We start from the raw sequence: 25,611 nt of genomic DNA, 5'->3' as shown, positions 1-25,611 counted from the left end.
CGCCACGTGCGGCCGACCGGACAGCGGAAACACTATTCGACCACCTCGTCTTCTCTCGCCTATGCAGACAGTCGTCCTCGCCGCAGGAGAGGGAACCCGGATGCGGCCGCTGACCGCGCGTCGTCCGAAACCGATGTTGCCGGTCGCCGACCGGCCGCTCGTCGGCCACACCGTCTCGGCCGCCATCGCGGCAGGCGCGTCCTCCATCGCCCTCGTCGTCGGCTACGAGGCCGATGACGTGCGCGACTACTTCGGCGACGAGTTCGAGGACACCGCCATCAGCTACGCCGTCCAAGCGGAACAGCGCGGGACGGCCGACGCGGTCCGCGCCGCGGCCGACGACCTCGCGAGCGACGAACCGTTCGTCGTCCTCAACGGCGACGCGCTCTACGACCACGAGTCGCTGTCGACGCTCTACGACGCGGACGCCGCCGTCGGCTCCTACCGCGTCGACAACCCCTCGAACTACGGCGTCTTGGAGACCACGGAGTCGGGACGCGTCACGGGCGTCGTCGAGAAACCCCCGGATCCGCCGTCGAACCTCATCAACACCGGCGCGTACGTCTTCCCCGCCGAGGCACAGGACTGGCTCGCCGTCGGCGAGAGCGAGCGCGGCGAACTCGAACTGACGGACGTCCTCGAACGCACCTGCAACGAGTACAGCGTCGAGTCCGTCCCCTTCTCGCGCTGGCTGGACGTCGGCCGTCCGTGGGAACTCCTCGAAGCCAACGAGTGGAAGGTCGAGGAACTGGAGCGCGACATTAGCGGCGACGTCCACGCGGACGCCGACCTCCGAGGGGATGTCGTCGTCGAGGAGGGCGCGACGGTCGACGCGGGCGTCGTCGTCGAAGGCCCGGCCCTGATTCGCGAGGGGGCCTCGGTCGGCCCGAACGCCTACGTCCGAGGGGCGACCGTCGTCGGCGCGGGCGCGAAAGTCGGCCACGCCGTCGAGGTCAAGAACAGCGTCCTCATGGAGGGCGCGACGGTCGGCCATCTCGGCTACGTTGGCGACAGCATCCTCGGTCGGGACGTCAACTTCGGCGCGGGCACGAAGGTCGCGAACCTCCGGCACGACGACCAGCCGGTGAAGCTGACCGTGAAGGGCGAGCGCGTCTCGACGGGTCGCCGGAAGTTCGGCGTCGTCGTCGGCGACGGCGCGAAAACCGGGATCAACGTGAGTCTCAACGCCGGGGTCGTCCTCTCGACGGACGCTCGCGTCGCGCCGGGCGAAGTCGTCACACGCGACCGGTAGGGCGACCGTACCGGGCGCGTTGGAGCGAGATCGAATCCGGGTCGCGCTGGCGCGGACCACCACGCCGTGGGCCGGTATCGCCCCTTCTAAGTCACGGCCATCCGAAGCCAGCGTATGTCAGTCATCGACTCGGTCATGGCCAGTGCCCACCTGCTCTTCGCGGGACTCTGGACCGGAAGCGTGTTGTTCACCGCCTACGCCGTCCTCCCGACGGCCGTCTCCGGGGAGGTCAACGCCGGTCCACTGGGTGCCATCGTCGGTAAACTCACGATTGTCTCACGAGCCAGCGCGCTGTTCTTGCTCCTCTCGGGCGGCCATCTCGCCGGGACGCGCTACACCGCCGAGTCGCTGTTCGGCACGCCGCGCGGCTATCTCGTCCTCGCGATGGTCGCGCTGTGGTTCGTCCTCGCCGCGCTCGTCGAGATCGGGTCGAGCAAGCTGACCGACGGTCTCGACCAGAACAAGGTCCGCACGCCCGCCCACGACGCCAAGCCCTTCTTCACCGCCGCGGCCGTCGTCGCGCTCTTGCTGCTCGTCGACGCCGGACTGCTGCTCGGCGGCCTGCCGTTCTAGCTGCGGCCCGCTTCCAGCCGACTTCTCACTCTCCGTCGGCCGTCGCCGACGTCGGTTCGGCCGTCGCTGGCTCCAACTCGGCCGACGGAGCCATCAGGTAGCCAGCGAAGCCGAGGAACCACAGGAGCGTCGGATACGCGACGTAGCGTTCGATTCCACCCGCGCCGAGCGGTGCCATCGGATGGACGACGCCCGCGACGCCGAAGCCGATGAGACTCGCGATGAGTAGCAGGACGAACGCGCCGATGGCGACCGAGACGTACCGGAACGGCGTCCGGATGAGACGCGCGGCGATGATGGCGGAGGCTCCTCCGGCGACGAACGTGAGCATGGCGGCCAGCCCGTGCATCGGGGCCTCACTGCCGTCGAAGACGCCGACACCGAGGAGACCGATACCGAGGAGCGCGAGAACCGCGGTCATCGCTCGGTCACCGAACGCCCGGTGGACGAAGTAGGTCCCACCGACCACGAGCAGCCCCGAAACGAGCATCGTCGTGTTGAAGATGGTCGCCGAGGGCTGGAGGATGACGCTGTCCGGCGGCCGCGTCGCACCGAGGTCGCTGATCTCCTGCACACCGGCGTTGTATCCCGGATAGAACGCCTCGGCGGTGATGATTCCCATCATGGCGACGACGGCGAAACCGAAGAACAACGCGCCCGCAACGAAGCTGCTGTCGACTCCCGCGAGCCGTGTTCGGAGGCTGTACTCTCCGCGTCGACGAGTGGTCGTAGACATGGTAAACACCTCAGTATCAGTTGGCTCGCATCGGCGATAACGGCCACAGACGGTTCTCACACGGTAAGAAGTAGCCGTCGAACTCGGCGTCGCCAACGGCGGGAGCCGACGTGGAACCGACGCCAGTCACCCGAAGCCGAGCACCCATCGGACGACCTCGGAACTCAACAGCGCGCCCCCCTCGACTCGCGAGAGTCGGTGGCCGGTCCACAGCGCGACGACGAAGACGCCGACGAGCGCGAGCAGCCACAGCATCCCGCTGAAGGCGGCCGGGTTGACCGTGATGGGCTGGATGGCGGCGGCGACGCCGAGGACGCCGAAGAGGTTGACGATGTTACTCCCGATGACGTTGCCGAGCGAGAGACCGGTACGGCCGCGGTACAGCGCGAGCAACGAGACGACGAGTTCCGGCGTCGACGTGCCGACGGCGACGACCGTCGCGCCGATGGTCCACTCGGAGATTCCGAAGCTCCGCGCGAGCGTCGTCGCGGCGTCGACGAGGACCGCGCCGCTGCCGACGACGACGACGAGACCGACGACGAGCTTGGCGGCGGCGAGCGCGAGTGCGCGGGTGTCGCTCGGCCCCCGTTTGCGTGCCGAGCTTCCGCCGTGGTTGCGGAAGAGCCACCAGAGATAGCCCAGCCACAGCGTGAGGAGGAGACCGCCCTCCAGCCGCGAGAAGCTGCCGTCGGCCGCGGCGATGACGGCGAGGACGGTCGTCGCGACGAGCGCGGTCCCGTCACGGCGGACGAGCGAACGCGAGACGGGTGCGGCGCGGATGATCGCGACGACGCCGAGAACGACCGCGATGTTGACGATGTTGCTCCCGACGACGTTGCCGACGGCGATGTCCGGGCGACCCGTGATGGCCGCGTCGATGGTCACGACGGCCTCGGGCAGACCGGTCCCGAAGGCGACGACCGTGAGACCGATGACCAGTTCCGAGATCCCGAAGCGACGAGCGATGGCCGCAGCACCGCTCACGAGCCACTCCGCGCCGAGCCAGAGACCGAGGATGCTGACGGCGAACAGCAGTGCAGGGACGAACAGGTCGGTCAATTCGTTTCAAAAAGGAACCCCTGCCTTATCACGGTTTCTGCCGAACCGCGCGGGGGACCGGCTCGACGGGAGCGACCGCTATCGTTCGGAGTGTCGCACCTGTCGTCGCTCGGAGGGTCGTGACCGCCCTCGCTCCGAGCGGCTCACTCGTTGTCGTTCGCGAACTCGCCGTCCTCGGCCGGGTCGTCGTCACGGAACGCCTCGACGCCCGGCAGTTCCTCGACGCCCGGATGGACGCCGTCGAACTCGCCGTCGCCGACGGCGGCTTGGAAGCTGTCGGTGTCGGGATACTCTCGGAAGGTGAGGACGCGGCCGTCTTCGACCGCGAAGACGACCTCGACGGTCCCGTTGTCGTATCGATACTGGTCCGCTTTCTGTGGGGGTCTCTTCGTCATGTTTGTCGTATTCGTCGTATTCGTGGCGTTCGTCGTGTTCTCGTGTTCGTCGTGTTACTTGAGATAGCGGCCGAGGCAGGCCTTGAGGCGGTCGTCACCGTCGAGCCGGATGGTGATCTGGACGGTGTCCGCCTTCGGGTCGTAGTTGACGGCGTCGATGTCGATCGCGTTGCGGACGGTCTCGACCGCCTCGGCGAGTTCGTCCTGCGGGCCGGTTTCGACGCTGAGGCCGTTCTCGGTCATCCGGATTGCGAGGCTGTCCATCGTGGTCCGGTACGCACCTTGCGTGACGACGCCTGCCTCGAACTGTGCGCATTTCTCGACCAAGCCGAGGTCGTGGAGCTGTCGGAGCCGTCGGTAGACCGTCGCCTCCGAGACGTTGCAGTGCTCGGCGAGGGTTTCGACGGTCATCACCTGGCCGTTACCGAGCCGTAGGATTTCCCGCGCAACGTCGTCACCGAGGACGTCGAGGAGGGGTGCGGTCCTATCAGCCTCCGACCCCTTGTTGTCGCTCGGGCCGGAAGTCGTAAACATACACCCAGTTACTGCTTCGAGGTCCTTAGGCAATCACTGCCTATTCTGCATTAACACGACGTTTATTTTGAACGCTTGTCATTTTTAAAGAACGTCACAACCGCGCTCAACGAGGAGTCTACACACCATACCAGGCAACCCAGTGACATTTTTCCCCTCGATAGGGGGTGAATGACGGCACGTTCAGCCGTCACTCGACAGCGGTGCGTGACGGCACACTTGGCTGTCACTCGCCAAGAGTGAGTGATGGCACCTCTGTCATCGCTCGACAAGGGTGCGTGACGGTACGTTCAGCCGTCACTCGACGGTCACGCACTTCGCGAGGTTCCGTGGCTTGTCGATGGGTCGTCCGAGCAGGTTCGCCGCGTGGTACGCGACGAGTTGGAGCTGGACGTTGGCCGCGACGCCCGCGAGATCCGGATGCGTCTCCGGAATCGAGAGCACGTGGTCGGCGAGTTCGGCGATCTCGCCGTCGGTACGGCTCGTGACCGCGACGACGGGCGCGCCGCGGGCCTGCACCTCCTTCGCGTTGTTGAGCGTCATCTCGTCGTGGCGGCCGCTGAAGACCACGAAGACTGGCGTCTGTTCGGTGACGAGCGCGAGCGGCCCGTGTTTCAGCTCGGAGGCCGCAAAGCCCTCGGCGTGTTCGTAGGAGATCTCCTTGAACTTCAGCGCGCCTTCCAGTGCAACCGAGTGGGCGATTCCCCGGCCGATGAAGAAGTACGCATCGCTCCCGGCGTAGGCGCGGGCGACCGCCTCGGCCGTCGAGGTGTCGAGGACGGCCTGCACGTCGCCGGGGAGCCGCGACAGCGACTCCAGGAGGTCGCGGCTCTCGCGGCTCGACGCCCCGGTCGCGTCGGCGACGATCCGCTCACAGAGGAGTACGAGCGCGGTCACCTGCGAGGTGAACGTCTTCGTCGCGGCGACGCCGATCTCGGGTCCGGCCCGGATGAGGAGCGTGTCGTCACACTCCCGCGTCAGCGACGAGGCGACGACGTTTGTCAGTGCCAGCGTCCGCGCGCCCGCACTCCGCGCCCGGCGGACGGCGTCGAGCGTGTCGGCCGTCTCGCCGCTCTGGGAGACGGCGACGACGAGCGTCCGGTCGGTCACCGGCGGCCGGGCGAGGCTGTACTCACCGGCCATGAAGGCGTAGGCCGGGATGCCCCGTGCCGCCAACAGCGTCGCCGCGTACATCGCCGCGTGATGAGACGTTCCCATCGCGACGAGATGGACCTGCTCGACGTCGGCGAAGGCATCGGTCGGGAACTCGTCGAGCGCGACGGTGCCCGTGAGACTGTTGACCCGCCCCTGGATGGTCCGGCGCAGCGACTCGGGCTGCTCGTGGATCTCCTTGTGCATGAAGTGGGCGTAGCCCGACTTCCCCGCTGTCTCGGGGTCCCAGTCGATCTCTTCGAGGGGTCGGTCGACGGCGTCGCCGTCGGCGTCGGTGATCTCGAACCCGTCGGCCGAGATGTAGATGTAGTCGCCGTCGTGGAGATAGCGGACGCGGTTGGTGTACTCGACGAAGGCGGGCACGTCGCTGGCGACGAACCACTCGTCGTCGCCCTCGCCGAACACCAGCGGCGAGCCGTGGCGCGTCGCGTAGATGGCGTGTTCGTCGCTGAAGACCGCGGCGACGGCGTAGGTGCCGTCGAGCACCGAGATGGCGGCCCGGAACGCCTCCATATTGGACGCCCCCTGGTCCAGCTCCTCCTCGATGAGATGCGGGATGACCTCGGTATCGGTGTCGCTGGCGAAGCGGTGGCCGCGGCGTTCGAGATGCGACTTCAGCGCGGCGTAGTTGTCGATGATGCCGTTGTGGACGACGGCGACCGAGCCGCGTTCGTCGGTGTGGGGGTGGGCGTTGAGATCCGTCGGCGGCCCGTGGGTGCTCCAGCGGGTGTGGCCGATGCCGACGGTCCCCTCGATGTCCTTCGATTCGACGAGTTTAGAGAGCAGGTCGACCTCGCCGGCCTGTTTGACCAGGCCGATACGGTTGTCGTTGACGACCGCGAGTCCCGCGGAGTCGTAGCCGCGGTACTCCAGCCGCTTGAGTCCGGTGAGAATCGGCTCCAAGCTCCCTTCCGCGCGGAGACAGGCGGTGATGCCGCACATCAGCACGCCACCTCCATTCCCTGGCTGACCGCCCCGTCGACGACCACAGCCGGACCCACCCGGGCGTACGCACCGACGCTGCTGCCGGGCAACAGCGTCGCGTTCGGGCCGACGACCGCGCGGTCGGCGACGACGCCGCCGGTCCGGCGGTCCTGTGAGCCAGCGTCGCCAGCGACGTCCGCCCGGCCGCCGGGCGAGACGGTGCCCGCGCCGATCTCACAGCCCGTGCCGACGACGGAGTCGCGGAGACACGCGCCGCCGCCGATGCGGGCGTCGGTGAAGACGAGCGTCCGGTCGAGCACCGTTCCGGGACCGACGTGGACGTTCGCCTGCAGACAGGTGCCGCCGCAGACGACGACGCCCGCGGCGAGTTCACAGCCCGGGCCGATGAGCGCGGGACCGTCGATGACGACCGACTCGTGGACGTTCGCGGAGTCGGCGACGACGACCTCATCGCCCGCGAGCAACGCCTCCGTCACGGCCAGGAGCTGCCAGGGCGTCGTCGGGTCGAGCCAGCCCTCGGTGACGAGGACGCTGGTGACCGGCCCGCCGAGTTTCTCCACGGCGTCGGTCAACTGGAGTTCGCCGTTCCGCGGCGACAGCTGGTCCAACGCCTCGAAGATGGCGGGCGAGAAGACGTAGACGCCGACGTTGACGAGGTAGCCGCGCGTCTCCGTCGGATGTTCGTCGATGTCGGCGATGACCCCGTGGTCGGTGATGACGACGCCGTACTCCTCGGGCGTATCGGAGTGTGCCACCGCGAGCGTGGCGACCGCGTCGGTGGCGCGGTAGCGTTCGATCGTCTGCCGGACGACGGCGGCGTCGACGACGGTATCGCCGTTGACTACGAGGAACGGCCCGTCGACACGGCCGACGGCCTGCGCCAGCGCGTGGCCGCTGCCGAGGCGCAGCCGTTGGTGGACGTACGAGAGCGCGAGACCGCGGTAGTCGTCGGCGAACTGCGTTTGGATGCGGTCGCTGCCGTGGCCGACGACGACCGTCGCGCGCTCGATACCGTTCTCGACGAGCGCGTCGAGGACGTACGATAGCACCGGCCGGTTCGCTACGGGCAGCATCGGTTTCGGCTGGTAGGTCGTCAGCGGTCTGAGCCGTCGCCCTTCGCCGCCGGCGAGAACCACTGCGTCGCTGATGACAACTGCGTCGTCGACGGTCATCGGCGGCCTCCGCCGACGACGTCAGTCGACCTGTGAAAGAGTCGAACAGTCATATCGCACCGCAGGTCGGCAAGTCGCTTTGTTATAGGGCGGCTTGCGGCGTGTCAGGGTGTGCCAAACCGGCGGTAGTCAGCCACTCCGTCGGTCGAATTCAACAGCGGCAGGCGGCGACTTCCACAGTCACCCACGGTGACCTCCCCGGTGCTTCGTGTTCTGGCGTCGGACCTGCCTGTCACCCTGCTCGGCAGTGGCGGTCGCTGGGTGTGGGTCACAATAATCGAAGAAATCGAAGAAGAACTACCGACCTGTTGGCCAAAGTCACTCGGAGAGCGTCTCGCTCACTGCGAGGACGAGCAGGGCGATGGTGCTGACGACGGCCCAACCGGTCGCAGGAAGGGCCGAGAGCACCGGCACGCCGAGGAGACCCGCGCCGACGACGGCGGCGACAGCGGCCGCGGCCGCGATTGGGAGTCTCGACACCGAGCCGACGGTCGGGATCTCGTCTTCGAGGTAGCTGTCGAGCACCGACGCCGTCGGTAAGAGGGCGATGGTGCCGCGGTCCTTGTCGAAGTCGATGACACCGAAGCTCGCCATCTTCGGCAGATGGCACTGGTACAGCCCGATGTAGACGCGTTTCCGCTGGCTGGAGGAGAGCGCGGCGACGTCGATGCCGTTCTCCTTAGCCGCGATATACTCTGCCATGTCGCTGAGCTTCGCCGTTCCGTCGTTCGCTTTCAGGTAGCGAAGCGCGTCGCGACGACGCTGGTTCTTTAGGATCTCGAAGAGTTCGTCTTTCGAGAGGAGCGGTTCTGTGGGACGCTGTTTAGTGCGTCCGCTGACGGTATCTGTGTGGAGCGTTTGAAGTTCCATGTTCCCTTCCCCTGGGCCGTAGCCGCAGTGCTGTCTGATGTGGGTTTCGTCGCCGATAACCGGCGAGAGACCGTATTAACATCCTGTTTTGCGGGGGTCGCATCGGATGCCTGGGTCGTCTCCCAACAGCTACCTTCTCTATTCGACATACATAATTAAATCATTGACTGTTAGTCGCACAGCGTGATTTTCTCAATTTAGTAGGCGCAAATTTTGCAACTATCAAGTTCGTCTGAAAGACTGTGGGCCGTGGTTGACTGTCAGTGTAAGGGTGAATATTCGGTAGCCGACACGCCCTTCGACGGTGTCGCGTCGGTCAGTCTAACCGCGAGAGATAGTCGTCGAGTCCGAGCGCGAATGGTTCGTCGGTCGGGAGGTCGACCCAGAAGAAGTGAAACCGGTCGCCGACCTCCTCGCCCGTCCCCGTCACGACGTGCGTCCACGTGTCGCGGGGTTCCTCGACGGCGAAGTGATAGAAGTGCCGGAGATACAGCCGAGCGCGGCGCCGTTTCCATACGTCGGCAGCGACCGGTTCGGGTCGGCCGAGGTCGGTCAAGCCCGACTCCTCTGTGACCTCGCGGTAGACCGCCCGCCGCGGCGACTCGTCCGGCTCGACTGTGCCCTTCGGTATCTGCAAGCCGTCGTGTCCCGGCCCGTGGAACACCAGCAGCTCCCGGCCGCCGTTGCGCGTGATGTAGGCACAGGCCTTCGGCACGAGTGTGGGTTGCTGGAGGGACATACGTGTTGTTCTAGCCCGTCTGCCTGCAAAGTTATCCTCGGACTACCGGATACTGTGGGACACCGGAGGAACGCAAGGGGTGGCAGGGGGGCGCGCCGTCGGTCACGCTACTCGACCGACGCCAGACACTCGCCGTCGGTCACGCTACTCGACCGACGCCAGACGCACGCCGTCGCTCACGCTACTCGACCGACGCCAGACACTCGCCGTCGCTCACGTTACTCCACCAGCGACAGGAGACACTCTTTCGCGGCGAGCCGTCGCTCTCGGGCGTACTGGGCGGCGACGAGCGCGCCGAGGACGACTCCCAACCCGGTCAGGGCGGTCCCGGCGGCCGACGGTGGCAGGCCGAGCAGTCCGAACGAGAACGCGAGACCGACCAGCAGACCAGCGGCGGCGACGACCGCGTAGCCCGTCAGCCACGGCGTCGACGACGGCGTCACGCAGTGGCCTTCGAGCGCGTTGCGTCTGAGCGAGAGCGTCCGTCGGTCCTCGTCGTAGTCGATGAGTCCACTCTCGGTGAGCGTCGGCAGATGCGTCTGGTAGAGCGAGACGTACACGCGTTGCCGTTCCTCGTTCGTGACCGCCTCGGGCGCGATCCCCTCCTCGACCGCCGCGATCTGGGCGGCGAGTTCCTTCAAGTCGAGGTCGCGGTCCGTCCGGTAGAGCTGGCGGATGATGAAGCGCCGCCGAGAGTTGCCCAGAATCTGAAACAGCGCGTCCGTCGAGAGTTGCCCACCGTCCGGGGTCATCCGGCACCGTACAGTCGGGCGGTAGACTGTTGCGGCCACTGCCGGTACGCCTGGTATCTCATACACCTGTGAAAACCACCTAGTGACTTGGTTATTCCCGGACTATCGGACGGTTCGGTAGGACTGAATGTACCCGGTTGGCTGGCCGTACCGCCCCGGCGCGACCCCCGTCGTAGGCCGGTCTTCCCGGTTACCGATGTGTTCCCGCGAGCGAAGTACGGTGACAGCGGCTCTCTCCCCCGTTCGTCGGTGGCTAACAATATCCAATGGCGTGTAATCTGGAGCCACGATGAGTCTGTTCGAACTGACCGGCTTCCAGCGTGACCTCTTGTACGTCATCGCTGGCCTGGACAAACCCTCTGGGCAGATGGTGAAAGAGCGCATCGAGCGAGATATCGGCGAAGTCAAACACGGACGGCTGTATCCAAACCTGGATACGCTCGTCGACCGCGGTTTCGTCACCAAGGGGCAGCACGACCGCCGAACGAACTACTACCAGATCTCGGAAGCAGGGATTCAAGCGCTCCAACAGCGGCAGGCGTGGGAGAGCCAGTTTCTCGACGCCGAGTGAACGACTGCTCGGATAAACGCAGCCCGATGCCCATCCCGGTCCGACAGACCCCGCGTCGGTGAACACAGACCGGTCGCAGCCGGTCGGTAGCCGACGACTCCGCCGCCGTTTTTCTTGCCCGTTACCCCAACACGCACCCGTCACTTCGGGCGAATCCGCCGCTTTCACTTGGACCTCACGCATGCGTCCGTCACTCTCTGCGGCTCTCGCACCTGGACCCGCCGCGCTCCCATCTGGACCCAACGCACGGACCCGCCACTCACTACTGCCACTCTCCCATCCGCACTCGACGCACGTGCCCGACACTCCCACTACCTGAACTCGTTCGTCCGCGAGTCCGTCCGTTTGCGAGACCGCGGGCCACACGCGACCCACATTCTTCGTCGGCTGAACCGCCCTACGAGGCTCACAGGGGCCGACTAACAAAGCCACACAGACACCTCCTCTGGGTCGAGGCTACTCCCCCGTCGTGGGGGACCACCACGAGACGATTATGACAACGATACTTCATCAACTCGGCGACGACCCGGCTGTCGACCCCGACGTCCAACTCGGCGTCGGCGGCGGGGAGCACCCGACGGTCGTCGGCGACCGCGCGACCATCCGTTCGGGGTCGATCCTCTACGGCGACGTCGTCGTCGGCGACGACTTCACCACCGGCCACAACGTCCTGATCCGCGCGGAGACGGTCATCGGCGACGACGTGCTCGTCGGCACGAACACCGTCGTCGACGGCCGCGTCGTCGTCGGCTCCGGCGTCAGTCTCCAGACGGGCGTCTACATCCCGCCCGAGACGGTCATCGGCGACGACGTCTTCGTCGGACCGGGGGCGGTCCTGACGAACGACCCCTACCCAGTCAGACAGGACGTCGGTCTCGTCGGCGCGACCATCGAGGACCACGTCTCCATCGGCGCGAACGCGACCATTCTTCCCGGTGTCACCATCGGTGAAGGCGCGTTCGTCGCCGCGGGCGCGGTCGTCACGCGCGACGTCCCACCGCGGACGCTCGCGGTCGGCTCGCCCGCGGTCCACCGACCGCTGCCCGAGTCGCTCAAAGGGGGGAACCACATCCGATGAGCTCGGACATCCCGACCGACGGCGGCGTCGACACCGCGGCCGTCGATAGCCCGAGCCGACCACAGGCGGTCACCCGCCGCACCCGACCCATCGCCATCGCCGCGCCCGCGCTCGGCGACGAGGAGCGCGCCCGCGTCGACGCCGTCGTCCGCAGCGGCCAGCTCGCCCACGGCACGGAGGTCGAGGCCTTCGAGAGCGAGTTCGCCGAGTTCTGCGGCGTCGACCACGCCGTCGCCACCTCCAACGGCACCACGGCACTCCACGCCGCGCTCGTCGCACTCGGCGTCGGTCCCGGCTCGCGCGTCGTGACGACGCCCTTCTCGTTCGTCGCCAGCGCGAACGCCGCCGCGCTCTGCGGGGCCGAGGTGGGCTTCGTCGACATCGACCCCCTCACCTACAACCTCGACGTCGACGCGCTCGAAGCCGCGCTCCGCGCGGGCGAGCAGGTCGACGCGGTCGTCGCGGTCCATCTCTTCGGTCTCCCGGCCGACGTGGCCCATCTCCAGGAACTCGCAGACGAGTTCGACTTCGCGCTCGTCGAGGACGCCGCACAGGCCCACGGCGCGGCCGTCGACGGCCAGCGAGTCGGGAGCTTCGGCGACGTCGCCTGCTTCTCGTTCTACCCGACGAAGAACATGACCACGGGCGAGGGCGGGATGATCACGACCGACTCCGCCGAACTGACCGAAGCTGCAGGCCGGTTCATCGACCACGGCCGCGTCTCGGGCTACGAGCACGCGACCGTCGGCCACAACTACCGGCTGACCGACCTCGCGGCGGCCATCGGCCGAGTGCAGCTGACGCGACTCCCCGGGTTCAACGACCGCCGCCGCGAGAACGCCGCGCGCTACGACGACCTGCTCGCCGACACGCCGCTCGTCACGCCGATGGAGCCGGACGGCTTCCGCCACGTCTACCACCAGTATACGGTGCGCTCCGCCGACCGCGACGGCCTAGCCGCCCATCTCGCCGCCGAAGAGATCGGGACGGGCGTCTACTATCCCATCCCCATCCACCGCCAGCGACCCTACGCCGGACTCGACGTCCGCGCACCCATCGCCGAACGCGCAGCCGACGAAGTGCTCTCGCTGCCCGTGCATCCGGGCGTCTCACCGGTCGACGTCGAGCGCGTCGCCGACGCGATTCACGCGTACGTGGAGGCGAACCGATGAGCGCGACTGTTGCAGCGGGTGTCATCGGCGTCGGCGCGATGGGGCGGAACCACGCACGCGTCTACGCGGAACTCCCCGGCGTCGACCTCGTCGGCGTCAGTGACGTCGACGACGCGCTCGCCCGTGAGGTCGCCGACGAGTTCGACACGGTCGCCTACGACCTCGCCGAACTGCTCGCTCGCGCCGACGTGGTCTCTATCGCCGTGCCGACCCGCTTTCACTTCGACGTCGCCCGCCAGGCCATCGAGGCTGGCGTCCACGTCCTCGTCGAGAAGCCCGTCACGGCGACCGTCGAAGAGGGACGCGAGTTGGCTGCCCTCGCCGACGCCCACGACGTCGTCGTCCAGGTCGGCCACGTCGAGCGGTTCAACCCGGCGGTCACGGCACTGTTCGACGTGATGGCCGACCTCACCCCGGTCGCGTTCGAAGCCCACCGGCTCGGGCCGCCGCCAGCGCGTCGCATCGACGACGGCGTCGTCCTCGACCTGATGATTCACGACCTCGACGTCGTCTGCGCGCTCGCCGGGAGCGGCGTCGAGTCGGTCCACGGCTTCGGGACGGCCGACGGCCAGCACGCGACGGCCCATCTCGGCTTCGCCGACGGGACGCTCGCGACGCTGACCGCCAGCCGCCGCACCCAGAAGAAGGTCCGAACCCTTGAAGTCACGGCCGAGGAGTGTTTCGTCACCGTCGACTACATCGACCAGTCGCTGCGCATCCACCGCCACTCCCACCCCGAGTACCGTCGGCAGGGCGGCGAGGTCAGCTACCGCAACGAGAGCGTCATCGAACAGCCGATGCTCTCGGCGGGCGAACCGCTGAAGCTCGAACTCGCGGCGTTCGTCAAGGCGGCGACCACCGGCTCGGAACCCGTGGTCGGCATCGACGACGGCCTCCGAGCACTCGCGCTCGCGATGCTCGTCACCGAGCGGGTCGGGGACGGCCCGACGGGGGCAGTCGGAGGGACGCCGCTCTCGGAGGTGGCCGAGTGACCCCCGTCTCGCTCTACGGTTCGTCGCTCTCGCCCGCCGCACAGCGTCGGGCGTTCGAGGGCGGCGACGTGCCGGTCGCCGTCTACGGACTCGGGAAGATGGGGCTGCCGCTGGCGATGGTCTACGCCGAGACGACGGGGAACGTCGTCGGCGTCGACGTCGACCAGGGAGTCGTCGACACGCTCAACGCCGGCGAGTGTCACGTCACGGGCGAACCCGGACTCCCCGAGGCGGTCGCCGAGCAGGTCACTCGCGGGGCGTTCCGTGCGACGGTTGATGCGAGCGATGCGGCGGCGACCGTCCACGTCGTCATCGTGCCGACGCTCGTCACCGACGACCACCGGACCGACCTCTCGATACTGGAGTCGGCGTGCCGCGCGCTCGGCGCGAACGTCACCGCGGGCGACCTTGTCGTCGTCGAGTGTACGGTCCCGCCGGGCACCGCACGCGACCTCGTCCGGCCGCTCGTCGCCGAAGTGAGCGGGCTGGACGAGGCGGCGTTCGGCGTCGCGGTCTGCCCCGAGCGCACCCTGAGCGGTCGGGCACTGTCGGACGTCCGCGGCGGCCATCCGAAGATCGTCGGCGGCGTCGACGCCGAGAGCACCCGCGTCGCGCGGCTGGTCTACGAGTCGCTGACGACGAACGACGTCATCCCCGTCGCGGACGCGACGACCGCCGAGTGCGTCAAGCTGTTCGAGGGGCTGTACCGCGACGTCAACATCGCACTCGCGAACGAGCTGGCGACGCTGACCGACGAACTCGGCATCGACGTCGTCGAGACCATCGACGCGGCCAACAGCCAGCCCTTCTGTGACATCCACACGCCCGGACCGGGCGTCGGCGGCCACTGCATCCCGTACTATCCGTACTTCGTCATGGACCGTGTGGAGCGGGACACCCCACTCCTCCGGACCGCACGGCAGGTCAACGACTCGATGCCGCGGTTCACCGCCGAGAAGGTCGAGGACGAACTCGCCGCGGTGGGGAAACACGTCGCCGACGCGACCGTGCTCGTCCTCGGGCTGACTTACCGCCCCGGCGTGGCCGAGATTCGCGCGACGCCCGCAAAGCCGCTCGTCGAGCGGCTGGCCGAACTCGGCGCGCGCGTCCTCGTCTGTGACCCGGTGCTCGACGACACGAGCGACTTCGCGGGCGAGCGCGTCGACGTGGACGACCTGCTCACGACGGACCCGGACGCGGTCGTCGTCGTCACACCCCACGCCGAGTTCGACGCTATCGACTGGGACGCCTTCGAGGACGTGGTCGTCGTCGACGGCCGCGGCAGCGTCGGCGAGACGCGCCACCCGGTCTACCGCATCGGCGGCGGGCGGCGCGTCGGGTCGGTAGAGCGGACCGCCGCGACCGACGGCGGGGACGCGAACACGGTTGCCGGAGGCGACCGATGAAGATCCTCTCCGTCGTCGGTGCGCGGCCGCAGTTCATCAAGGCGTTCCCCGTCTCGGACGCCCTCCGTCGCGAACACGAGGAGGTGCTCGTCCACACGGGACAACACTACGACGCCGAGCTGTCGGACGTCTTCTTCACCGAACTCGGGATTCCGGAACCGGACTACAACCTCGGCGTCGGCTCCGGCGGCCACGCGGCACAGACCGCCGAGATGCTGGTCCGGCTGGACGAGGTCGTCGAGGCCGAGGCTCCGGATCTCGTGCTCGTCTACGGCGACACGAACTCGACGCTCGCGGCCGCGCTCGTCGCCGCCAAGCGCGACCCCGCGTTGGCGCACGTCGAGGCCGGTCTCCGCAGCGGCAACTGGTCGATGCCCGAGGAGGTCAACAGAGTCCTGACCGACCACTGCTCGGACTTCCTCTTTGCACCCGCCGAGAGCGCGGCCGAGACCCTCCGCAGGGAAGGAATCACGTCGGGCGTCCACGTCACGGGCGACGTCGGCTTCGACGCAATCCTGCGGGTCCGCGACCGGGCGGTCGAGGGGTCGACGGTGCTGGACCGCCTCGAACTCGATGCGGGCGAGTACGTGCTGGCGACGGTCCACCGCGCGGGCAACACCGACGACCCGGCCCGGCTGGCCGCCGTCATCGACGGGCTCGCCGAGTCGCCGCTGCCGGTCGTCCTGCCGCTCCATCCGCGGACCGAAGCCGCGTTGAAGACCCACGGGCTGTGGGACCGCGCGACCGACGCGCTCCACGTCGTCGACCCGGTGGGCTATCTCGACTTCGTCTGCCTGCTCGACGGAGCCGAGCGCGTCGCTACCGACTCCGGGGGCGTCCAGAAGGAGGCACTCTATCTCGACCGCCGGTGCGTGACGCTCCGAGAGGAGACCGAATGGGTCGAGACGGTCGAGGCTGGCTGGAACGTCCTCGTCGGTGCCGACGCCGACGCCATCGCACGGGCACTCCGCGACGACGAGCCGCTCCCGCCGAAGCCGTCGCTGTACGGCGACGGCCACGCCGCGGAGCGGATCGCGGAGGCACTTCGCGGGTAGTCCGCTGGGCGACGACAGTTACAACGGAAACACGCTCTTCACGTCCTTCGCATTCTTCGCATTCTTCGCATTCTTCGCATTCTTCGCGTTCTTCGCGTTCTTCGCATTCTTCGCATTCTTCGCTTTCTTCGCATTCTTCGCGTTCTTCGCATTCTTCGCATTCTTCGCGTTCTTCGCATTCTTCGCGCTCGGCAGTCTCGAACTCGTCGAGCGAACGCGAGAAGAGCGACAAGCGTGCCCCGCCCCGTCGGTGGCGTCTCGTCGCCACCGTCGGAGCGGCCGTTCATCGGCAGCCACGATACCGCACGGCAGAGACGAACCGCAGGTCAGAACTCTCCCGCGATGATGTCCGCGACCTGCCCGTGGTCGAACAGCTGCTCGTCGGACTCGAACTCGGGATAGACGTCGCCGTTCTCGTAGCCCGGCCACGCGCCGAACTCGTCGGGATAGAGCTGCTTCGCCGTCATCTCGGTCTGAAAGAGGTTCATCAGCGGTCCCTGCCAGCGCGTTCCCTGAGCGTACACGCGGTCGTTTTGGACGGCGGTGAGCTCGCTCCCGACGGGGTCGTCGCGGAGGTTCTGCGTCATCGCCTCGAAGTCGACGGCGTCCGTGACCGTCCACAGCGCGAGGATGGCGTCCGGGTCGGCCTCCAGCAGTGCCTCCATGTCGACCTGTTTGAACGCACCGTCCCACTCCTCGCCGCCGAAGGCGTCGACCGCGCCGAGCGGTCGGGTGTGGGCGTTGAAGTAGCCGGGGGCGTTCAGCCGGAGCAGATAGATGGCCGAGAGATCCGTCGAGACCGAGAGATAGGCCACGGTCGGCCGCTCGGACTCCGCGGGGAGTCCCTCCTCGACCGTCCCGAGGAGGTCGTCGTGGACCGACGCGAGTGCCTCGTACCGTTCTCGCTCGCCGTACAGCGCGGCGACCTGCTCGAACAGTTCCCAGAGCGTGTAATACTGGTAGCCGTCGGCCCACGTCTCGGGCGGCGTCGCGTTGAAGTTGCTGTAGTAGTTGCCGAGCCACGGGCCGAGAGTGTCCGCGATCTCGTCGATGTCGGAGCGGTCCCAGTTGTCCTGCGTCGTCACCCACGCCGGGTCGACGAGATGGAGGTCGCTATCGAGTTCGTACAGCTGCTCCTTCGAGAAGCCGTACGACCCCGTCTTGTCGCGCCAGGGGATGTCGAAGTCGTCGAATCCGGCCGTGAAGTAGTCCAGCGTCGAGGCGGTCCCGTCCCACCAGACGTTGTTGATGCTCTCGCCGTGGCCGAGCGCGCTCGCCATGTCCGCGAACCACGGGAAATGCGCGAAGACGTCCGTCGGCGGCTCGTCGAGGCTCACGGTTCCGACCGGCGACAGCTCCGCCGTGTAGCCCGGTTCCGGTGTCGTCTCGGTATCGGTCGACTCGGTCGTCGGCTCGGCAGTCGTCGTCCCGTCCGATGTCGACTCGGCTGTCGACTCCGGCGACTGGCCCGCACAGCCAGCGAGCAGCCCGCCAGCGGTGAGACCCGCGCTGGCTGCCAGAAGTCGTCTGCGCGTCGGTGTCGGCTGCGAATCGCGTTCCATGGGTTTTGGCTCGCCTAAACAGTGAAGAGCGTTTCGAAAGTTAGGTGTGCCTAAAGCCTCGCCGGCGGACCGCGCAGGTGACGCGCGTCTCCGTGTATCGGCCGTCGAGGCGGGACGAACACGTCGGTTGGCGACTCTCGTCCCGACGCGGGCGGCGTGTTCGTGTCAATTCGTCTGCACGTATCAGTACCATGATATTATAACGCGCCAGTGAGGAGGGATACAGAGATGGGCTGGCAGGCGATTCCGTACACGCTCCCCTTGTTGCTTGCCAGCGGTATCGCCTTACTCACCACTGTCTACGTCTTGGGTCACCGCGACCGACTCGACCGGAAGCGGACGTGGGCGTTCGTGGCGACCTCCTCCGCCGTCGTCCTCTGGTCGACGGCCTACTGGTTCCAGCTCTCGTCGACGACGCTGGCGGGCAAGCTGTTCTGGAACCGCTTTGTCTGGGTCGGCGTCACGCTGATGGCGGTCGCGTGGCCGGTCTTCGTCTTCACCTACGCGGAACGACACCGTTGGACCGGGCCTGCCGGGATTCTCGCGCTCGGAGCGGTCCCGCTGCTGACGCTTCTCGCCGTCTTGACCCCCCAGTACCGCGGTCTCGTCGCCACGCCCGACGGACTCGTGACCGTCTCGCAGGGCGTCATGCTCGCTATCGAGCCGGGAATACTGTTCTTGGTCTTCCTGCTCTACACGTATCTCGTCGACCTCGTCACGCTGGGCGTGCTGGCGTACGACGCTTACAGCCACCACGGGGTCCGGCGGCGACAGAGCACGCTTCTGGCCGTCGCCGGAACGATTCCCCTGACCGGAAGCCTCCTCAGCGTCGCACAGCTGCTCCCGATGCCGTATCTCGACCTGACGCCGATCACGTTCGGCGTGACCATTCTGGTCGTCGCGTACGTGCTCTCTCGGTATCAGATGCTGGACGTCGTCCCCGTCGCCCGCACCCAGCTCATCGACGAGATGACGGACGGAGTCATCATCCTCGACGGCGACGAGCAGGTCGCCGACCTCAACTCGACCGCCCGAACCCTCTTCGAGGACGCGAACCGGCTCGTCGGCCAGCCCGCCGAGACGGCACTCGCGGACTACCCCACGCTGCTCGCTCACCTCACGGGGACCGACAGTTCCGAGGACCTCGTCGTCGACTGCGACGGGAGCCGGAAGTACTACGACGTCACCGTCACCCGGCTCGACGAGCCGTCAGGGGCAACGAGCGGTCTCGTTCTCAGCCTTCGCGACATCACCGACCGCCGCCAGGTCGAACAGCGCTACCGGACCATCGTCGAACAGGCGTCGACCATCGTCGCGCTCGTCGACACCGACGGCAGTCTGCAGTATGCGACGCCGTCGTTCGAGCGCACGCTCGGCTATTCGCCCGACGCGCTCCACGGGGAGCCGCTGTTCGAACTCGTTCACCCCGACGACCGCGAGGCGGCGCGTGAGGCGTTCGACGCCACCGACGGGGGCGGCTCCACCGATTGGGCCGACGTCCGCGTCGAACACGTCGACGGCTCGTGGCACGTCTTCGAGGCGAAGAGCGAACGGCTCCTCGACAATCCGGCTCTCGACGGCGTCCTCTGGACCGCCCACGACGTGACCGAACACCGCCAGTACGAACAGCGGCTCCAGGTGCTCAACCGCGTCCTCCGCCACGACGTCCGCAACAAGATGACCGCCGTCCAGGGCTTCGTGTCGATGGCCATCGACGCGACCGACGACGACGAGGTTCGAGGCTGGCTCGAGACGGCACACCGCTCCGGCGAGAAGCTCCTCGCTGCGAGTCAAAAATCCCGGTACGTCGACGCCGGACTCGACCGCGAGGCCGACCTCCGCCCCCAGCGGATCGCAGACTGTGTCGACGCCGCGGTTCGCACCGTCACCGAAGAGCGTCCGGACGCCACGGTCGACCTCGACGTGCAAGACGACGCGTGGGCGGACGCCACCAACCTGCTCGAAGTCGCCATCGAACAGCTGGTGACGAACGCCGTCGAACACAACGACGCCGACGACCCCACAGTGACTGTCTCGGTCGCGACCGTCGCGGACGACCCCACCGACGCCGTCGAGATACGCATCGTCGACAACGGTCCCGGCATCCCCGACTACGACAGGCACATCTTCCAGCGCGGCGGCGAGTCCCAACTGGAACACGCCAACGGTCTCGGACTGTGGCTGGTCCACTGGATCGTCTCCGCGGCCGACGGCGAACTCCACATCGACGAGAACGACCCACGCGGCAGCGTCGTCACGGTCCGGCTCCGGCGGTCGACGACGGCCGAGGGAGACCACCATCCGCCGACCGCGTCGGAGCCGTCGGCCATGGCCGACCAGTGGCGGCGACCCTAGCCGACCAGTGGTGCCGACTCGGAGGACTGACGCGCGTCCGGGCGACGTCGCGCGCGACAGTGCCACGGCTGGGGGCGGTGGTGACAGTAGAAACGGGTCCCTGCGAGTGCTACTCGAAGACTGCGAGACCGACGGCGGCGGCGAGGAACGCGAGCGTCCCGCCCAACACCGTGTTTGCGGCCCGCGTCGTCGCGTCGGGAGCGGGGGCGGCGAACCACGTCGTGACGGCGACGACGACCGCGACGACGACCAGCGCGCCGCGGTCAGCCGCGACGGCGTTCCGAAGCTTTTGGCGCGAGATCATCGACTCAGCCGAAGACGACCCCGACCACGCCGAGCGCGAGCGCGACGGCGGTGACGGTGGCGAGGGCGGTTTCGGTCGAGGCGTCCGTGTCGTCGCTCCCGAAGGACCGCCAGCCGCTGAGGATACCGACACCGACGACGATGGCGGCAACACCGCCGAGGAACTGTGCAGCGAGCGCGACGGACGAAACCGTCCCGACGGGATCCCCGCCGAGACGTGCCATCGTCCCCGAGAGCAGGACGGCCCCGCAGACCAGGGGGGCGATTCCGAGGGCGTTCTTGGAAGGCATTGTCCGGTGTTAACACGCGGATAATAAGTCGCTTGTGGCGGTTTTGGCGGCTCGACCCCGTTGCGCGCAGTCGAACTGTTATGCTCCCGCCGCCCGAACCGACGGACGATGCCAGCCAACGACCACACGACCGTCGCCGTCGTCGGTGTCGGTGCGGTCGGGTCGACCACCGCGTTCTCACTCGTGACCCACGGCGTCGCCTCCGAGCTGATTCTCGTCGACGTCGACGAGGCACGTGCGACCGGCGAGGCGATGGATCTGAACCACGGCGCGTACTTCGCGCCGCCCGTCGACGTTCGGACGGGCGACTACGAGGACTGTTGGGACGCCGACGTCGTCGTCGTCACCGCCGGAGCGTCACAGCAAGACGGCGAGACGCGGCTCGATCTCCTCGAACGAAACGCCGACATCTTCGAAGAGATGATCCCCGCGATTACGGAGGGGATGGCCGACGACGGCGTGCTCCTCGTCGTCACCAACCCGGTCGACGTACTCACACAGCTGACGTGGGAGCTGTCGGAACTGCCGGCCGAGCAGGTCATCGGCTCGGGGACGACACTGGACACCTCGCGGTTCCGGCACGTCCTCGGCGAGCGGTGTGACGTCGACGCGAACCACATCCACGGCTACGTCGTCGGCGAACACGGTGACAGCGAGGTCCCACTGTGGAGTTCGACCACCGTCGCCGGGCTGCCGGTCGACGACTATCTCGCACAGCACGGCGAGCCGTTCGCCGAGGGCGAGAAGGCCGACATCGCCGAGACGGTCCGCAACGCGGCCTACGAAGTCATCGACCGGAAGGGCGCGACCAACTACGCCATCGCGCTCGCCGCGACCGACATCGTGGAGGCGGTCGTCCGCGACGAGGAGGTAGTGCTACCCGTGTCGACGCGCATGACCGGCCAGTACGGGCTCGAAGACGTCTTCTTGAGCCTGCCGTGCGTGCTCGACCGCGGCGGCGTGCGTGAAGTCATCGAGCCGACGCTGTCCGCGTCCGAGCGGGATGCACTGGAGGAGTCCGCGGCGGTGCTACGGGAGAGCCGGGCGGCACTGGAGGAGTAGGAGTAGCCTCACTCGACCTCGCGGATCAGTTCCAGCAGTTCGTTGCGGTAGCCCGACGGATGGACGCCGAGCGCGTCGCGTTCGGCCGCGTCGAGCGCGCCGTCGAAGCTCGTGGGATGCGCGCCGCCCGCGAGCCGAAACTCCCTGCCGTCGGCCCAGATCGCGAGAAACCCCTCCGTCGGCAGGCTCGTCTCCTCGGTCTCGTCGCCATCGCGGGCGACCGGATAGTCTGCGGTGAACTTCGTCAGTCGGGCACGTTTTCCACCTCGGGTCCGCATCCGCTGGCCGCGGTGACGCTCGACGTTTCGGAAGCCGCGCTCGCGGAGGTCGTCGGCGAAGGCGTCGCGCGCCTCCGAGGCGACGGTGGGATACCAACTCGCCGTGCCGACGCCGGGGGGTGGCGGCGGCGAGACGGTCAGCCGCGTCGCGAAGAAGAACCGCCAGACGCGGTCGAGCGCGCCGTCGGTGGCTGTGCAGATGTCGCCCCGGAGCGTCGCGTCCTCGTAGACGAGCGTGTGTTCGCTGATTTCGGCATTCGGGAGGCTGAACACGACACCGGAGGTCCGTTCGTACAGGGTCCACTCGTCGTCGAGCGTCGCGGGGAGCGACGGAAACTGTCCGTCCATGGCCGTGGTTGGGTCGGGAGTGGAATGACCTTACCGCCGGTGGAGCACCACGCGCGGCAGCCACGACCCGGACGGACGAGGCGGCACCACAATCCGGAAATCGCCGGGTGGAGCTGCGGCTGGCGGTCGGTGAAAATAGCAGGAGAATCCGTCTACGATGCGATGTGGTATTCGTCGCCGTCGCGCTTGACGAGACCGTTCGTCTCTAGCGTCTGGAGGATGGGGTACAGCGTGATGGTCTTCATGCCGAGCGACGCGCGGAGGTCGGCGATGTCGCCGCCGTTGGTCGCGTCGAGATACAGGTAGACGAGCTTCGTCCCCGTCGAGTCGAGACTCGACGGGAGCGTGAAGTCGGCGAAGCTGGGAGCGGTCGGCGTCTCGGTACTCTGTTCCGGGCTGGTGTTGATGGTCTGGGGCTTCATGGTTTTGTCCGGCGAGTGAGGCCACGGCGGGGACACGTCGGAGCGACCCTCGCGGGCCGCACGACACGGCGTCGGTCTGTACCTCCTCGCGTTACCAGGAACATCTTGCCGATAACATATATAACTCACCTATTACGCAGATTTACGAATATAAGGTACCTAAAACAAAAATGTCTCTCGTCGTGAACGTCTCAGTTCACAGTGACGTGGAGAACAGCGAAAAGCGTTGCTAGGGGCGGTATATATCGGTACGAACGGGGTTCTACGGCTATAGAGTCGACACCGACTGTGGGTCGAGCGCGCCCGGGGTAAGACTACTCCGGCACGTCGTCGATGAGGACGACGGCCTCACCTTCGATGATCTGTTTCCCGTCCTCCTTGTGGACGTCGGTCGAGAGCAGATACCGGTTGTTGCCGAGGTCTTCGACGATCTCGACGGTGGCCGTCAGCCGGTCGCCGATGTCGACGGGTCCGGTGAACTCGACGTCCTGCGAGAGATAGATGGTCAGGCCGGGGAGCCGTGCGAGCGCGGCACTGATGAGTCCCGAGACGAGCGTCCCGTGGGCGATGTTGCGGCCGAACCGCGTGTCCTCGGCGAACTCGGGGTCCAGATGCAGGCGGTTGGTGTCGCCGCTCGCCTCCGCGAAGACCGCCACGTCGTCCTGCGAGATGGTCTTCGTAAACGCGACGTGGTCGCCGACGGTGATGTGTTCGGGCCGGTCGACGGTCCGCTCTGTCACCCAGTCCTCGCGGTTGTAGGCGACCGAGGGCGTCCCGGCGTCGGCCCGAGTGTCTTCCTCGCCGTCGCGGTCGACGAGACCGAAGGCGGCGAGTGTCGCCCGGTTCGCCTCGACGGCACTGTTCATCAGATGACTCGACGCCCGAAGCCACGCCTGCGTCACGTTCGATACACCCTCTGTCGCACTCGATTGTCGGTTACTCATCGTTGAAGGATCTCGTACCCATGTCCCTCGGTAACATCACGTAATATGGCTTGCGATACATTTTTGTTCGATGTCGTCGCGAGCTGCCGGGAGACCACCGTTCCAACCGCCCGAAACCATTCACTACCATCTCTCACCAATAGATGGTAACGAGAGGAAGATATTTGTATGTGGCGGCGGTTACACCTAGTCGAGATGACGAACGACGAGATGCCGTGGTCGCCCGCCGCCTTCGCGAGCCAGTTCCAACGCGCGAGCGAGGAGTTCAGCGACCAGCAGATGGAGTTGTTCGAACAGATGCTCTCGGCGGGCGGGATGGCCAACGGGGCCGGCCGTTCGACGAAACAGAGCGTCGGCGACGTCGACCCCATGAACGCCGCCGTGTTCAAGACCCGCGTGCAGAGCGGGGGTCGTATCAGCATCCCAGACGCCGAGCGCGAGGCGCTCGACATCGACGAGGGCGATCTCGTCCAGACGTTCGTCATCCCGATCAAGCGGACCCGTGGTGATTCCAATGAGTGAGACTTCCAACCCCTTCGCAGCAATGTTCGAGATGCAACGCCGTTCGATGGAACAGTCCCAGAAGGCTGTCCATCAGAGCCTGAACTTCCAGAAGCAGATGGCCAAGACCGTCCGCGACAGCCTCCACTCCGGGAAGGCGGTCCAAGAGACGAGCATGGACGTCTCCCAGACTGCTGTCGAGGCCTACCTCGACATGTTCGAGGCGACCGTCCCCGGCGACGAGACCGCCTACGACAGTATGCACGAGGCCGTCGCCGACCAGTTCGAGGCACTCCACGGTGCCAACGAGGAGACGTGGGCCGCCTTCGAGGAGACCCTCGAAGAGAACGGTCACGCCTTCGATGACTTCGTCGACCAGTACGGCGAGTACTTCGACGACTCCATCGACGCCTACCTGGAGACGCTCGGTCAGGTCGAAGACCAGACCGAGGCGGCGACCATCGAACTCGACGAGTAACCCCCGAGTAATCTTTTGTACCCCTCCCGCGAGGCTCCAGATATGTCAAACTATCCGTCAGAGATGTACGCCCCCGAGAAGTGGAGTGCGTTCATGGAGAACATGAACGAGACGTTCCTCGACCAGTTGGAACAGAACGTCGAGGCACAGGCGAAGTTCGTCGAGTCGTGGATGGACGCCGTCGACGAATCGGCGGACGAAGAGCGGCTCACCGAGGGACTCGAGGGCTACGCCCGCGCCTACGAGGTGTGGATGAACGCCGCCGAGACCCAGTTCGAGCGCGCGAGCGACGTCATCGAGGGCGAGGACGTCTCGCCGGAGGAGTTCCGTGACATCTGGCTCAACGCCGCCAACGAGTCGTTCAAGGAGGTCATGAGCACCTCCGCGTTCGCTGCCGCGACCGGCCAGACCGTCGAGGACGTCCTCGAACTCCAACAGGAGGTCGACAAACAGGCCGAAGACACGCTCCACCAGCTCGGCTTCGCCACCGAGGGCGACGTCGTCGAGGTGGGCGAACGGCTCGTCGAACTCGAACGCCGCCAGCACGCCGTCGAGCAGAAGCTCGACCGTGTCCTCGCGGCGATAGAAGAATGA

29 protein-coding genes are annotated in these 25,611 nt (G+C 67.0%); 13 read left to right on the top strand and 16 right to left on the bottom strand.

From position 1 onward, the window contains the following. The first annotated feature begins 61 nt into the window (after positions 1-61). Both glmU and BLR57_RS11235 read left to right on the top strand, forming a co-directional pair. Complete coding sequence (gene glmU, locus BLR57_RS11240) at positions 62-1,252, top strand: bifunctional sugar-1-phosphate nucleotidylyltransferase/acetyltransferase (RefSeq protein WP_089697600.1); 1,191 nt, start codon at positions 62-64, stop codon at positions 1,250-1,252. A gap of 114 nt (positions 1,253-1,366) precedes the next feature. After that, the gene (locus tag BLR57_RS11235) at positions 1,367-1,825 is read left to right on the top strand and encodes a CopD family protein (protein ID WP_089697599.1); all 459 of its coding nucleotides are present in this window, start codon (positions 1,367-1,369) and stop codon (positions 1,823-1,825) included. A gap of 25 nt (positions 1,826-1,850) precedes the next feature. Here the strand turns inward: BLR57_RS11235 and BLR57_RS11230 are convergent, their stop codons facing one another. The 9 genes from BLR57_RS11230 to BLR57_RS11190 form a co-directional block, all read right to left on the bottom strand. Next, positions 1,851-2,561, bottom strand: a complete 711-nt coding sequence (locus BLR57_RS11230; RefSeq protein ID WP_089697598.1) for a DUF998 domain-containing protein — start codon at positions 2,559-2,561, stop codon at positions 1,851-1,853. Positions 2,562-2,687: 126 nt separating this feature from the next. Then, positions 2,688-3,620, bottom strand: a complete 933-nt coding sequence (locus tag BLR57_RS11225; RefSeq protein ID WP_089697597.1) for a calcium/sodium antiporter — start codon at positions 3,618-3,620, stop codon at positions 2,688-2,690. Between the two features lie 143 nt (positions 3,621-3,763). Continuing rightward, entirely contained in the window at positions 3,764-4,015 is a 252-nt protein-coding gene (locus tag BLR57_RS11220) for a hypothetical protein (protein WP_089697596.1), read from the bottom strand. 54 nt (positions 4,016-4,069) lie between these two features. Continuing rightward, entirely contained in the window at positions 4,070-4,549 is a 480-nt protein-coding gene (locus tag BLR57_RS11215; RefSeq protein WP_089697595.1) for an ArsR/SmtB family transcription factor, read from the bottom strand. A 297-nt stretch (positions 4,550-4,846) separates the two neighbouring features. Continuing rightward, positions 4,847-6,664, bottom strand: a complete 1,818-nt coding sequence (gene glmS, locus BLR57_RS11210; protein ID WP_089697664.1) for a glutamine--fructose-6-phosphate transaminase (isomerizing) — start codon at positions 6,662-6,664, stop codon at positions 4,847-4,849. Then, a complete protein-coding gene (locus BLR57_RS11205) occupies positions 6,664-7,839 on the bottom strand; it encodes a sugar phosphate nucleotidyltransferase (protein ID WP_089697594.1) in 1,176 nt (391 codons plus the stop codon). Before BLR57_RS11205 ends, glmS begins: the two co-directional genes overlap by 1 nt. Positions 7,840-8,157: 318 nt before the next feature. Continuing rightward, the gene (locus BLR57_RS11200) at positions 8,158-8,709 is read right to left on the bottom strand and encodes a DUF7344 domain-containing protein (RefSeq protein ID WP_089697593.1); all 552 of its coding nucleotides are present in this window, start codon (positions 8,707-8,709) and stop codon (positions 8,158-8,160) included. A gap of 316 nt (positions 8,710-9,025) precedes the next feature. Beyond that, positions 9,026-9,448: an NUDIX hydrolase gene (locus BLR57_RS11195; RefSeq protein WP_089697592.1), complete on the bottom strand. Its 423-nt coding sequence runs from the start codon at positions 9,446-9,448 to the stop codon at positions 9,026-9,028. Positions 9,449-9,666: 218 nt separating this feature from the next. After that, positions 9,667-10,200 (bottom strand): DUF7344 domain-containing protein, encoded by a 534-nt coding sequence (locus BLR57_RS11190; protein WP_089697591.1) that lies wholly within the window; start codon positions 10,198-10,200, stop codon positions 9,667-9,669. A 295-nt stretch (positions 10,201-10,495) separates the two neighbouring features. On the opposite strand from BLR57_RS11190, the gene BLR57_RS11185 reads away from it, so the two are divergent. From BLR57_RS11185 to wecB, 6 genes are all read left to right on the top strand, one after another. Then, positions 10,496-10,771 (top strand): PadR family transcriptional regulator, encoded by a 276-nt coding sequence (locus tag BLR57_RS11185; protein WP_089697663.1) that lies wholly within the window; start codon positions 10,496-10,498, stop codon positions 10,769-10,771. Positions 10,772-11,264: 493 nt separating this feature from the next. Beyond that, positions 11,265-11,849 carry an acyltransferase gene (locus tag BLR57_RS11180; protein ID WP_089697590.1) on the top strand — a complete coding sequence of 195 codons (585 nt, stop codon included), beginning with the start codon at positions 11,265-11,267 and terminating at the stop codon, positions 11,847-11,849. Further along, on the top strand, positions 11,846-13,021 hold the full coding sequence (locus BLR57_RS11175) for a DegT/DnrJ/EryC1/StrS family aminotransferase (protein WP_089697589.1): 1,176 nt from the start codon (positions 11,846-11,848) through the stop codon (positions 13,019-13,021). Before BLR57_RS11180 ends, BLR57_RS11175 begins: the two co-directional genes overlap by 4 nt. Continuing rightward, a complete protein-coding gene (locus tag BLR57_RS11170) occupies positions 13,018-14,013 on the top strand; it encodes a Gfo/Idh/MocA family protein (RefSeq protein WP_089697588.1) in 996 nt (331 codons plus the stop codon). The genes BLR57_RS11175 and BLR57_RS11170 overlap by 4 nt, the downstream gene beginning before the upstream one ends. Beyond that, entirely contained in the window at positions 14,010-15,419 is a 1,410-nt protein-coding gene (locus BLR57_RS11165; RefSeq protein ID WP_244509988.1) for a nucleotide sugar dehydrogenase, read from the top strand. Before BLR57_RS11170 ends, BLR57_RS11165 begins: the two co-directional genes overlap by 4 nt. Then, positions 15,416-16,474, top strand: coding sequence for a non-hydrolyzing UDP-N-acetylglucosamine 2-epimerase (gene wecB, locus BLR57_RS11160; RefSeq protein ID WP_089697587.1), 1,059 nt, complete (start codon positions 15,416-15,418; stop codon positions 16,472-16,474). The genes BLR57_RS11165 and wecB overlap by 4 nt, the downstream gene beginning before the upstream one ends. An 18-nt stretch (positions 16,475-16,492) precedes the next feature. Here wecB and BLR57_RS19615 read toward each other — a convergent pair whose 3' ends face one another. Beyond that, positions 16,493-16,771, bottom strand: a complete 279-nt coding sequence (locus tag BLR57_RS19615) for a hypothetical protein (RefSeq protein WP_211603220.1) — start codon at positions 16,769-16,771, stop codon at positions 16,493-16,495. 29 nt (positions 16,772-16,800) lie between these two features. Beyond that, positions 16,801-18,036, bottom strand: a complete 1,236-nt coding sequence (locus BLR57_RS11155; RefSeq protein WP_089697586.1) for an ABC transporter substrate-binding protein — start codon at positions 18,034-18,036, stop codon at positions 16,801-16,803. A 210-nt stretch (positions 18,037-18,246) separates the two neighbouring features. On the opposite strand from BLR57_RS11155, the gene BLR57_RS11150 reads away from it, so the two are divergent. Beyond that, on the top strand, positions 18,247-20,391 hold the full coding sequence (locus BLR57_RS11150; protein ID WP_139173334.1) for a histidine kinase N-terminal 7TM domain-containing protein: 2,145 nt from the start codon (positions 18,247-18,249) through the stop codon (positions 20,389-20,391). A gap of 109 nt (positions 20,392-20,500) precedes the next feature. Here the strand turns inward: BLR57_RS11150 and BLR57_RS11145 are convergent, their stop codons facing one another. Further along, positions 20,501-20,695: a hypothetical protein gene (locus BLR57_RS11145; protein WP_089697584.1), complete on the bottom strand. Its 195-nt coding sequence runs from the start codon at positions 20,693-20,695 to the stop codon at positions 20,501-20,503. A gap of 4 nt (positions 20,696-20,699) precedes the next feature. Then, complete coding sequence (locus tag BLR57_RS11140) at positions 20,700-20,984, bottom strand: hypothetical protein (RefSeq protein ID WP_089697583.1); 285 nt, start codon at positions 20,982-20,984, stop codon at positions 20,700-20,702. Between the two features lie 108 nt (positions 20,985-21,092). Here BLR57_RS11140 and BLR57_RS11135 point away from each other — a divergent pair, with 108 nt between their 5' ends. Continuing rightward, a complete protein-coding gene (locus tag BLR57_RS11135; RefSeq protein ID WP_089697582.1) occupies positions 21,093-22,046 on the top strand; it encodes an L-lactate dehydrogenase in 954 nt (317 codons plus the stop codon). Positions 22,047-22,054: 8 nt separating this feature from the next. On the opposite strand, the gene BLR57_RS11130 is transcribed toward BLR57_RS11135, so the two are convergent. The 3 genes from BLR57_RS11130 to BLR57_RS11120 form a co-directional block, all read right to left on the bottom strand. After that, positions 22,055-22,672, bottom strand: coding sequence for a DUF6517 family protein (locus tag BLR57_RS11130; RefSeq protein WP_089697581.1), 618 nt, complete (start codon positions 22,670-22,672; stop codon positions 22,055-22,057). A gap of 152 nt (positions 22,673-22,824) precedes the next feature. Beyond that, complete coding sequence (locus BLR57_RS11125; protein WP_089697580.1) at positions 22,825-23,094, bottom strand: TrmB family transcriptional regulator; 270 nt, start codon at positions 23,092-23,094, stop codon at positions 22,825-22,827. Between the two features lie 314 nt (positions 23,095-23,408). After that, positions 23,409-24,038: a MaoC family dehydratase gene (locus BLR57_RS11120; protein ID WP_244509987.1), complete on the bottom strand. Its 630-nt coding sequence runs from the start codon at positions 24,036-24,038 to the stop codon at positions 23,409-23,411. A 195-nt stretch (positions 24,039-24,233) separates the two neighbouring features. Between BLR57_RS11120 and BLR57_RS11115 the strand changes: the two genes are divergently transcribed. The 3 genes from BLR57_RS11115 to BLR57_RS11105 are packed head-to-tail and all read left to right on the top strand — an operon-like array spanning position 24,234 to position 25,611. After that, entirely contained in the window at positions 24,234-24,560 is a 327-nt protein-coding gene (locus BLR57_RS11115; RefSeq protein WP_089697578.1) for an AbrB/MazE/SpoVT family DNA-binding domain-containing protein, read from the top strand. After that, entirely contained in the window at positions 24,553-25,017 is a 465-nt protein-coding gene (locus tag BLR57_RS11110; RefSeq protein ID WP_139173333.1) for a hypothetical protein, read from the top strand. The genes BLR57_RS11115 and BLR57_RS11110 overlap by 8 nt, the downstream gene beginning before the upstream one ends. A 42-nt stretch (positions 25,018-25,059) precedes the next feature. Further along, positions 25,060-25,611, top strand: coding sequence for a poly(R)-hydroxyalkanoic acid synthase subunit PhaE (locus tag BLR57_RS11105; RefSeq protein ID WP_089697576.1), 552 nt, complete (start codon positions 25,060-25,062; stop codon positions 25,609-25,611).

Origin of the sequence: Halogranum gelatinilyticum, assembly GCF_900103715.1 — an archaeon.
Taxonomy (GTDB): domain Archaea; phylum Halobacteriota; class Halobacteria; order Halobacteriales; family Haloferacaceae; genus Halogranum; species Halogranum gelatinilyticum.
This window is presented reverse-complemented; position numbering and strand designations above follow the sequence as displayed.